The sequence below is a fragment of the Chloroflexota bacterium genome, from assembly GCA_018829775.1.
GTDB lineage: Bacteria > Chloroflexota > Dehalococcoidia > Dehalococcoidales > RBG-16-60-22 > E44-bin89.
Genome location: JAHJTL010000061.1, coordinates 62270 through 71462, shown reverse-complemented (window position 1 = coordinate 71462; position 9193 = coordinate 62270). Strand labels below are relative to the sequence as shown.

Here is a 9193-nt window from a genome sequence, read left to right as displayed (position 1 = left end):
GCTCCAGCTCCTGCACCTGCTCCAGTACCTGCACCAGCGCCAGCACCCGCACCAGCTCCGGCACAACCACCGGAGGTGATTAAGTGGAGGTTAGCCACCTATTGGCCGAGCGGATTTCCTGAGTTTAAAATGATCGAACGCGCGGTTGCTAATATTGCTACCATGAGTCAGGGGCGCTTAATCATTGAGGCCTTTTCCGGTGGCGCTGTCGTACCAGCGTCAAAAGAGTTTGACGCCGTAAACGCCGGCACCATTGAGGTGGCTTATACCAGCTACCACTATAATATGGATAAGTTCTCCGCCGGTGGTCTCTATGCCATTGTGGTGGCCGGTCCGCCTCCACTAGAGTATTTAACCTGGTATCTTGATGGAGGAGGTAAGGAGCTATTAGACAGGATGGTTAAGGACTACAACGTGGTGAACGTCTCTGTAGCTCAGATAGGTCGCGCCGAGATGTTTGGCTTTAGTAATAAGCCGCTAACATCACTTGCTGACTTCAAAGGGCTGAAATTCCGAACCGCCGGCGACTGGGGTGAAATACTTACCAATCTAGGTGCCTCGGTAATCTTCTTACCCGGCGGGGAGATTTACGAATCTTTTCAGCGGGGAGTGATAGACGGATTTGAATATGGCTCTCCGGCTGGAAACTGGGGCATGGGCTTCCATGAAATAGCGAAATATGGTGTCTTCCCGGGAATCCACGCACCCTCAGTACTATCTCCATACGTGGTAAACAAGGCGGCTTGGGCAAATCTTCCAGATGACCTCAAAGCTATAGCCGACCATGCATGGATGTCTGAAACGCTAAGGTTTCTTAGTCTCGCAGCGGTTCAGGATATGGAGGCAATAGCGAAGTACAAAGATTACGGTCTTGAATTTTTCTACCTTCCCGAGGATGTACAGAAGGACGTAGAAAAAGCCGCCGCTGAGTTCTACGACGACATAGCCGCCAAGGACCCCTTCGTTGCCGAGGTGCTAAAGTCTATGCGTGATTTTTCCAAGGCTTATCGGGAAACAGACCAGCTTCAATTCCCGTACTATAAGTAGGTACATGGTTCCCCGCCTTGAGAATATTCTCAAGCGGGGAACCATTTCCTTCCTTAGGTGAATGCTGCCTACCGTGGCTGGAGAGTTTATGAGGAGTATACTGCGGCTCATCGATTCTATTAGTGAATGGACAGGAAAGACAATAAGATGGCTCTGCGTAGCCCTGGTCATAGTGCTCCTCTATGACGTTATCATGAGGTATGTATTTGGCGCCGCCACGATATGGGCATATGAGACCGCCGTCATGGTAGGCGCCACCATTTATGTTATGGGCTGGGCGTATGTCCACCGGCATCACGGCCATGTGAGAGTAGATGTTCTTTATACGCACCTTTCATCTAGAGGGAAGGCAATCATCGATATCATTTGTGGCTTATTCTTTCTTCTGCCATTGCTCATTATACTCATAGATGCTGCCGTTTCATACACTTGGCGCTCTTGGTTAATCGGTGAAAGATTGGCTGAGACTTTTTGGTACCCGCCCGCCGCTCCATTCAGAACAATGATAGTGGTAGGATTATTTCTATTTATCCTTCAAAGTGTGGCCCAAATTATTCGTGACCTATACTTGCTCGCAAGGAATAAAACCCTATGATTAAACTAAGCCCTGAGATTATTACCATAATAATGCTGGGCGGTGTCTTGGTGGGGCTTCTAATCGGCTATCATTTAGGTGCCATCCTGGCTGGTGTGGCGTTGGTAGTTGGCTATTTAACCTGGGGAGGCCCGGTGACTGAGCTATTCTATACACGTATGTATGAACTGATACGAAGCTACGTTATTCTGGCAGTTCCTTTGTTCATTTTTATGGGGCTGATGCTCGAACGCTCCGGAATAGCCGAAGGACTGTATAAGGCATTATACCTCTGGCTCGGCGGGTTTAGGGGCGGGCTGGCGATAAGCACTGTGTTAATCGGCACTATCCTGGCAGCCACGGTGGGCATAATTGGCGCCTCAGTTACGATGCTTGCACTTATTGCCCTTCCCGCCATGTTAAAGCGAGGTTATAGTAAAAGTTTAGCCAGTGGCGCAGTCTGCGCCGGCGGTACTCTCGGTATCCTTATTCCTCCCAGTATTATGTTGGTTATTTATGGACCAATGGCTATGATCTCGGTGGGAAAGCTGTTTATGGCCGCTATTTTCCCAGGTCTTGTCCTCTCTGGTTTGTACTGTAGCTATATTGCCCTCAGGTGTTTACTTCAACCAGCGATAGCGCCGGCAGTGCCTTCTGAAGAGAGAGCCGTCCCTTTCATTAAGAAAACCACTATACTTCTTGCCTCGCTGGTTCCGCCAGCGGTACTTGTCCTAGCAGTACTGGGCAGTATCTTCTTCGGAATAGCGCCTCCCACTGAAGCCGCATCGGTAGGTGCCTTTGCCGCCACACTTCTGGCCATTGGCTACCGCAAGTTTGGCTGGCAAGTTCTGAAAGAAGTGGCACTTCAGACGATGAGGGTCAGTAGCATGGTAATATTCATTGCCGTCGGCGGTTACATGTTCACCGGCGTGTTTCTCGGCTTGGGGGGTGGAGACGTAGTCAAGGATCTCGTTCTAGCTTCCCCGGGCGGGCGCTGGGGTGCTTTTGCGGTCATCATGTTTATCGTATTTATCCTGGGAATGTTTATTGATTGGATAGGCATTATCTTCATCATGATCCCGATAATAACACCCATCGGCGATGCTTTGGGTTTTAACTCCCTCTGGTTTGCCATGATGATTATCGTTAACCTTCAGATGTCCTTCATGACTCCTCCCCTCGCTTATGCCATATTCTATGTTCGGGGTGCCGCTGACCCGGGGTTGGGGATAACTACGGCTGACATCATCCGCGGGGTAATTCCGTTCGTTGCGCTTATCGCCATCGGCCTTGGCCTGTTCATAATTTTCCCTGACATAATCCTCTGGTTACCCAGTATGATGATAAAGTAATGATTCTATTTAAGTTCCAGGCTATGAAAACCGTCCGAGAAATAAGGTAGTGATTTATGGGAAACTAAAAGTGAAACTGGAGAGAGTTGCGTTACTGTTGCAATATTCGGCAGTGTCCACACACCCGTATGAGCGCGTATCTACAGATTGCACCGGTCTATATCACGGATAACGTCATTGGAGATTACATGTGAAATCGATTACTAACTTTCCAAAGCAGAGCGCAAAAATGGATTATTTATGAATTTCGTTTATGAAAAAAGGAGGGAGAGATGAGAAAACTGCTCTTGGAACCTTTTCGGATAGGGCAGATGGAGCTCAGAAACCGGATAGTGATGCCCGCTATGCTAACCCGGTATGGCAGCGAAGAAGGATACGTCACAGAGCGCACTAAGAACTACTATGAGGCCCGTGCTCGGGGTGGGGCAGGCCTGATCATCGTTGAAGCCCCCTATGTTCATCTACACGGAAAGTCTTTCCCGAACCAGCTGAGCATCAGCGATGACACATGTATTTCAGGTCTGAGCCAACTGGTCCAGACTATTCACAAGCACGGCAGCAAAGCAGCTATCCAACTATTCCATGGGGGCAGGACAGCCAAATCGGCATTGAGTGGAATGCAACCTGTAGCTCCTTCACCATTGGCTGTCTTAGGAGGCGAGGTACCTAAAGAGTTGACGGTGGACGAGATAGCAGAAATCATAGCCTCTTTTGCCGAGGCAGCACTAAGAGCGAAGAAGGCCGGGTTCGACGGAGTTGAAATCCACGGAGCGCATGGTTTTCTCGTTGATCAATTTCTGTCCCCCTCCTCGAACAAGCGGCAGGATGACTACGGGGGCGATGTGCCGAAGCGAGCCAGGTTCCTCATTGAAGTCATAAAGGCTATCAGAGGAGCGGTAGGGAGAGGCTATCCAATCTGGTGTCGCATCAATGGCAAGGAATATGGAATAGACGAGGGAACGTCTCTGGAGGAGGCCAAGGAGATAGCCCGAATGGCTCAAGACGCTAGTGCTGATGCCATCCACGTAAGCGCTGCTGGGCCCAGAGCTCCCGTCGTCTTGACCACTTCCACATTTGTCCCAGCTATCATTGCGGACTTGGCAGAGGGGATCAAGAAAGTAGTCACCGTGCCTGTAATAGCCGTGGGGAGGATCACCCCCGAAGCGGCCGAAAGTATTCTGGCGGAGGGTAAAGCAGACCTTATCGCTATTGGCAAGGGTCTCCTAGCCGATCCAGAGCTTCCCAGCAAGGTGGCCTCTGGGCGACTAGACGACATTACCCCATGCACAGTCTGCTTTGGATGTCGGGATGACGTGGGCTCTCCTACCGTGGTAGGCATTCGATGTCAGGTAAACGTTGCCCTAGGAAGGGAAGAGGAATACAAGATCCTCCCGGCCAAGAAGCCCCGCAAAGTCCTGGTAGTTGGCGGTGGTCCTGGTGGCATGGAAGCCGCTAGGGTAGCCGCGCTTAGAGGACACAAGGTAACACTCTGGGAAAAGGAACCCAGACTGGGAGGACAGTTAATCCAGGCGGCGATTCCACCGCAGAAAGACCGGATTGCCCGCTTGACCATATACCTTCAGACACAGTTGAAGAAGCTTGATGTCGAGGTCGAATTGGGCAAAGAGGCCACCACCACTATGATTGAGGAGTTTAAACCTGAGGTGGTTGTATTGGCCACCGGGGTGAAACCTTTGGTTCCCGAGATTCCTGGGATGGATCAAGCTCATGTCGTCCAAGCGGGAGATGTTCTGGAAGGCAAGGTTGAGACGGGTGATAGGGTTATCGTCATTGGAGGAGAAGTGGTGGGCTGCGAGACCGCGGAGTTTCTCGCCGAAAAGGGAAAGAAAGTTACCGTCACACGAAGGAGTCCCGAAATGGCTTTAGGGGTAGGACGTACCCTTAGAGCCTTCTTCTTGGGTAGGCTTTTGGAAAAAGGAGTTACCTTGATTCCTGAAATTAAGTACAACGAAGTTACATCTAACGGCGTTGTGGTAACCACCAAGGAAGGGGAGAAGAAAACAATTGAGGCCGACACCGTAGTTCTAGCGACAGGGGCTATCCCCGAGAAGAAGCTTTACCAGGGCATCAAAGATAAGGTGCCAGAAGCTCATTGTATTGGAGATTGCATAGCGCCAAGAACAATACGCGATGCGATTGCCGAGGGCTATCGTATTGGTTTGGAGATATAGCCTTGGACAGAATCCGTATTATCCTAATATCTAACAGAAGAGGTGGGTTAAACATAAAGAGAGGGTAGCTAAATTTTGGGGAAGTATAATAGATGGATTATTTTGTCACTGTTGATACTTCTTCCCCCCTGAAGATATATCAGGATGGGCTGCTGGCAGATGGTGCACTGGACAGAAGAATTATTGAGGAGGGGCAAAACGTGGGAACAAGACTCACCAAATTATCCTAATCCTAATTGCAAGGGGCGCTGAGGTAAAAAACCGAGAACGCCCCTCTCCTCAAAGAGGAGCACGAATATATCACTGGACTTACTCGCCAAAGGTTGAATGCGGAGAAGACCATCACCTATGCCAGTTATAAACTCAGTAAGAACCAGTTGACAAAGGAAAGAGATAAAATCGTAACCAAAACGATCAATGAAACTCTAGAGGAGGGAGAAAACAGGAGTTCTCCTTGTGGGGAGCTATCATAACATATTTCTCTATCTTCCGAAAGACATCATAGTTAAGCAAGTCTAGGACCGAGAAAAGATCAGTGCTTACTTCAGTGAGCTTATCTCGGAACGAGAAGGAGAAAAAATTCAGTAGCTGGCTGAATATCTTGTCTCACCATGTGTGAGTAAAAGCTGTAACGGGCTTCTAGTTACACGCTTATCAAGCATAAGTAGTTTAGTTAACAAACGCTTGTTTCGTGACTTTTGGAAAATAAAAAGGGGGGTTCGGATAGTCTTCCAACTCCCTGACGGATAACCTGAGTCTCCTTTTTTCTAACTTACTAGGAGGAATTGAATTTTTTCGAGGAATATGTATCTGCTTTGTCCTCGGCCACGTTTTCTTCATAATTTCCACTTTGGCCAGGGTCATAAATTCTTTTTTGGCTCAGTGTCCAGGCTCAATTTCTAGTTAAAATTTTGCTAATAATTTGCTAATAGACTGAATAAAACGGGTTAACACAAGTTGGTATTCTAGACACAAACCAGCATTTTCTCAATTTACACAAACGTCCTAATTGGTACGTGAAAGCATTGTTTGTTAGAGTGGGCAACAGATTACGAAACCGCTGCTCTACCCCTGAGCTACGCTGGCACAAGGCCAAGTATAGCATAAATACAGCCACACGTGAAATTCGGTTTCCACCTCTGTTGAAGATTTCAGCTGGTTTGACACGTGAGAAAGAGCAATGCTATGATTGCTCTTTGGTGGCTGTCTTTAGTTATTGAAAGAGGTTTGTCATGATAGGTGACCTAGTTTATGAATTGATTCAAATCCCCGGTCCCACCGGTTTTGAAGGTCGGGTAGCCAGACGGCTCCAGGAGCTTCTCAAAGACCACGTCGATGAACTCTACATTGATAAAATCGGCAACCTCATCGCCAGGAAAAAGGGAACTGAGGGGAAGCGCTCGCTGGCGCTGGTCGCTCATATGGACCAGGTCAGCATGGTGGTGCAGAAGGTGGATGAATTTGTCTGGTTTGACAAGTTAGGCTGGATTGATTTCGGCAACCTGCCCGGCACACCGGTGCTCATCCTGGGTGCCGAGCGGGATATCCCGGGGGTGGTCTGCGCTACCAGCACCGTTGGCGGCAACGAAATGGGCACCCTGTGGATAGACGTAGGCAACCGACAGGAATCTGTCTCGGTGGGTGACCCCATAGTCTTTGCTACCCCATCCCGGTGGCTTGACGATGAGAAAACGATACTGGCGAGCCCTTCCATTGATGATCGGGTCGGCTGTGCCGTTCTCGTTGACGTAGCCCGCAGACTAACCAAACCGTCACGTCACGATATTTACTTCGTTGGCTCGGTTCAGGAGGAGATAGGCAGTTTTGGGGTCAGGCATTTTTTGCGAAAGATAACCCCCGACTGGTTTATTGCCCTGGATACCGGTTTTGCTCAGGATGCCGTGCCCGATATCCAGCGCACCGTCCCCATGAGCACAGGACTGGGCGTACGCCGGCTCTCCTTTATCCAGCCCACTGTCCCCTACCCTGCAACGTACAACTTTGCCAGTCCTCGTTTGAACCGGCTATTAATAGAAGCTGCCAAGAAATTGAATATTCCATTCCACGTTGATGTGAACACGGGGATTTGGTCTGACCATAGTATTGCCTACGAGGTAAATCCAGAGGTTGAGTCCACATTTATGTACGTGGCGGCCAGGAGATATAGCCACTCCCCAACCGAAGTGGCCGACCTGAGCAACGCGGAACGTGCGGTGGAAGTCCTTTGCCAGGCAATTACTGACATGGACAGCTGGGACAGTTGACGAAGGGTGGCAGAGGTGAAACAGGTTTGGAAGAGGCACACCTTTTTTCTAGCTCAAATATTCTGTACAGAGGGAATTTTATTTAAAAATCATAACTACATTGTATGTCAGAATAGCTATATATAACATGAGCTGAAAGCATTCAGGGGGTAGATACTTATGGCACCTATAAATTCAAATGAAGCGGAAAAAGATGGAATTCTCGCCGCCGCAAGGCTGATGGCGGTCGCTGCCCGCACCTCCCCTAAAACGCGGGGCCTGGACTCAATCAAGACGATGATTGTTTATGAACAGGAGGAGCTGGAGAAGCTGGCCGCAGATATGGAGGAGTTCTCCCGCAATGACCCGGAAAGGCTCGCCTTCTTCCACCGCAATGCCGACGATGTTAGGAAATCGTCCGCAATACTGCTCATCGGCGTAACCGGTGAGCCCAAACGGGTCGAATCGCCGCTGGACTGCGGCGCCTGCGGTATGGACTGCGCCGCCATGTTGAAAGCGAAAAAGAAGGAGCGCGGCACGGCACGCGGCCCGATGTGCCACATGCAGAGCATTGACCTGGGCATCGCTCTGGGCTCGGCGGTGAAAACGGCCAGCGAATTCAACGTTGATAACCGAATGATGTATTCCATCGGCGTCGCCGCCCGCAGAACCAAGCTCATGGACGCTGACCTTGCTATCGGGATTCCGCTTTCGGCAACGGGTAAGAACCCGTATTTCACAGGCCGATAAGCTAAAACTCATATAAAATAATATCAGAGTGCAGGAGGTAATAATGCCCAAGGTTCACATTACCCGCAAAATCAGCCCGGAAGCGGTTGACCTGCTCAAGCAGCACGCCGAGGTCACTGCCCGGCAGAAAGAAGATGCACCCAGCCGCGAAGAACTTTTCCAGAACATCGCCGATGCTGATGGCGCGGTCGTCTGGCAGGACAAAGTCGATGGTGAGTTTCTGGACCATGCGCCAAAGCTGAAAGTGATTGCGCAGCGCGCCATTGGCTTCGACTTGATAGATGCTGAAGAATGCGCCAGGAGAGGTGTCCGGGTGAGCAACGCACCGAGCGGTGTCGACGATAGCACCGCCGATTTCGCCATTGCCCTGATGCTGGCCTCGGCACGACAGCTCGTGGAAGCGGTCAATATCACCATGAAGGGAGGCTGGCAGAGATTTGGCCCCATGGAGAGCCCGTTCCTTGGCCACGATGTTTACGAGCAGACGCTGGGTATTGTCGGCTTGGGTCGGATAGGTTCGAAGGTTGCCCGGCGGGCACGCGGTTTCGACATGAAGATTCTCTACTACGACATCGTGCGCAACCCGCGTGAAAAAGAGCTCGGTGCCGAATTTATCCCCGACCTGCATCAAATGCTGGGCATGGCGGATTATGTTACCGTTCATGTGCCATTGAATAACGAGACCAGACACCTGATTGGCGCCAGGGAGCTGGCCGCCATGAAGCCGTCGGCGATACTGATAAACACCGCCCGGGGAGGACTGGTTGACCCGAAGGCGCTGTATGACGCACTGAAGAGCAAAAAGATACATGCCGCTGCCATTGACGTTACCGAAGTGGAGCCAATCGAACCCGACGACCCGCTGCTCACGCTGGACAATATCATAATCGCCCCGCACATTGCCGGGGCTTCGGCGCTGTCACGGGTGAAGATGGACGTGATGGCAGCGGAAAACGTCATTGCAGCACTGGAAGGCAAACCGATGCCCAGCTGCGTCAACTGCCACTTAATTAAATAAGTAGATAACGGTGGTGA

8 protein-coding genes are annotated in these 9193 nt (G+C 50.4%); all 8 read left to right on the top strand.

The window, feature by feature from the left end; translation table 11 throughout:
• A partial coding sequence (gene dctP, locus KKD83_06205; GenBank protein ID MBU2535739.1) for a TRAP transporter substrate-binding protein DctP occupies positions 1-1047 on the top strand: 1047 nt, incomplete at its 5' end.
• A gap of 88 nt (positions 1048-1135) precedes the next feature.
• Positions 1136-1642: a TRAP transporter small permease subunit gene (locus KKD83_06200; protein MBU2535738.1), complete on the top strand. Its 507-nt coding sequence runs from the start codon at positions 1136-1138 to the stop codon at positions 1640-1642.
• Positions 1639-2973 carry a TRAP transporter large permease subunit gene (locus KKD83_06195; protein ID MBU2535737.1) on the top strand — a complete coding sequence of 445 codons (1335 nt, stop codon included), beginning with the start codon at positions 1639-1641 and terminating at the stop codon, positions 2971-2973. The genes KKD83_06200 and KKD83_06195 overlap by 4 nt, the downstream gene beginning before the upstream one ends.
• A 272-nt stretch (positions 2974-3245) precedes the next feature.
• Positions 3246-5165 (top strand): FAD-dependent oxidoreductase, encoded by a 1920-nt coding sequence (locus KKD83_06190; GenBank protein MBU2535736.1) that lies wholly within the window; start codon positions 3246-3248, stop codon positions 5163-5165.
• 92 nt (positions 5166-5257) lie between these two features.
• A complete protein-coding gene (locus tag KKD83_06185; protein ID MBU2535735.1) occupies positions 5258-5395 on the top strand; it encodes a hypothetical protein in 138 nt (45 codons plus the stop codon).
• A 1002-nt stretch (positions 5396-6397) separates the two neighbouring features.
• On the top strand, positions 6398-7429 hold the full coding sequence (locus tag KKD83_06180) for a M20/M25/M40 family metallo-hydrolase (GenBank protein MBU2535734.1): 1032 nt from the start codon (positions 6398-6400) through the stop codon (positions 7427-7429).
• A gap of 159 nt (positions 7430-7588) precedes the next feature.
• A complete protein-coding gene (locus KKD83_06175) occupies positions 7589-8158 on the top strand; it encodes a hypothetical protein (protein ID MBU2535733.1) in 570 nt (189 codons plus the stop codon).
• A gap of 43 nt (positions 8159-8201) precedes the next feature.
• A complete protein-coding gene (locus KKD83_06170) occupies positions 8202-9176 on the top strand; it encodes a D-glycerate dehydrogenase (GenBank protein MBU2535732.1) in 975 nt (324 codons plus the stop codon).
• Positions 9177-9193: the final 17 nt, after the last annotated feature.